The following is a 312-nucleotide window of genomic DNA, read 5'->3' on the forward strand; positions in this document are numbered from 1 at the left end:
AGCCGTTCCTCCCTGGCCGTCGCTTACTACGACACTAAAGCTATCTACCCCATTGTAATTTTCATTTGGCGTATACGTGTAGGTACCGTCCAGATTCACAACGACGGTTCCATTCACAGGCCCTGTCAGTAACGCGTATGTCAATGGATTGCCATCGATATCCGTTGCCACCACTTGGCTATTTAAGGTCATGTCTTCATTAATTACAAACTCATAGTTCGGCACCACTGGCACATCATTCACTGGCGTAACCGTCACAAATACACTCGTCACTATAAATGCGCCCGATGGGTCGCTAATTAACACTGTAAA

General features: G+C 46.5%; 1 protein-coding gene. It reads right to left on the reverse strand.

Annotated features, from left to right (window positions below; translation table 11 throughout):
- Positions 1-312: tandem-95 repeat protein (locus tag POF52_RS31090; protein WP_271998211.1), on the reverse strand; the 312-nt coding region annotated here is incomplete at both ends.

The organism is Priestia sp. AB, from assembly GCF_028369225.1.
GTDB lineage: Bacteria > Bacillota > Bacilli > Bacillales > Bacillaceae_H > Priestia > Priestia megaterium.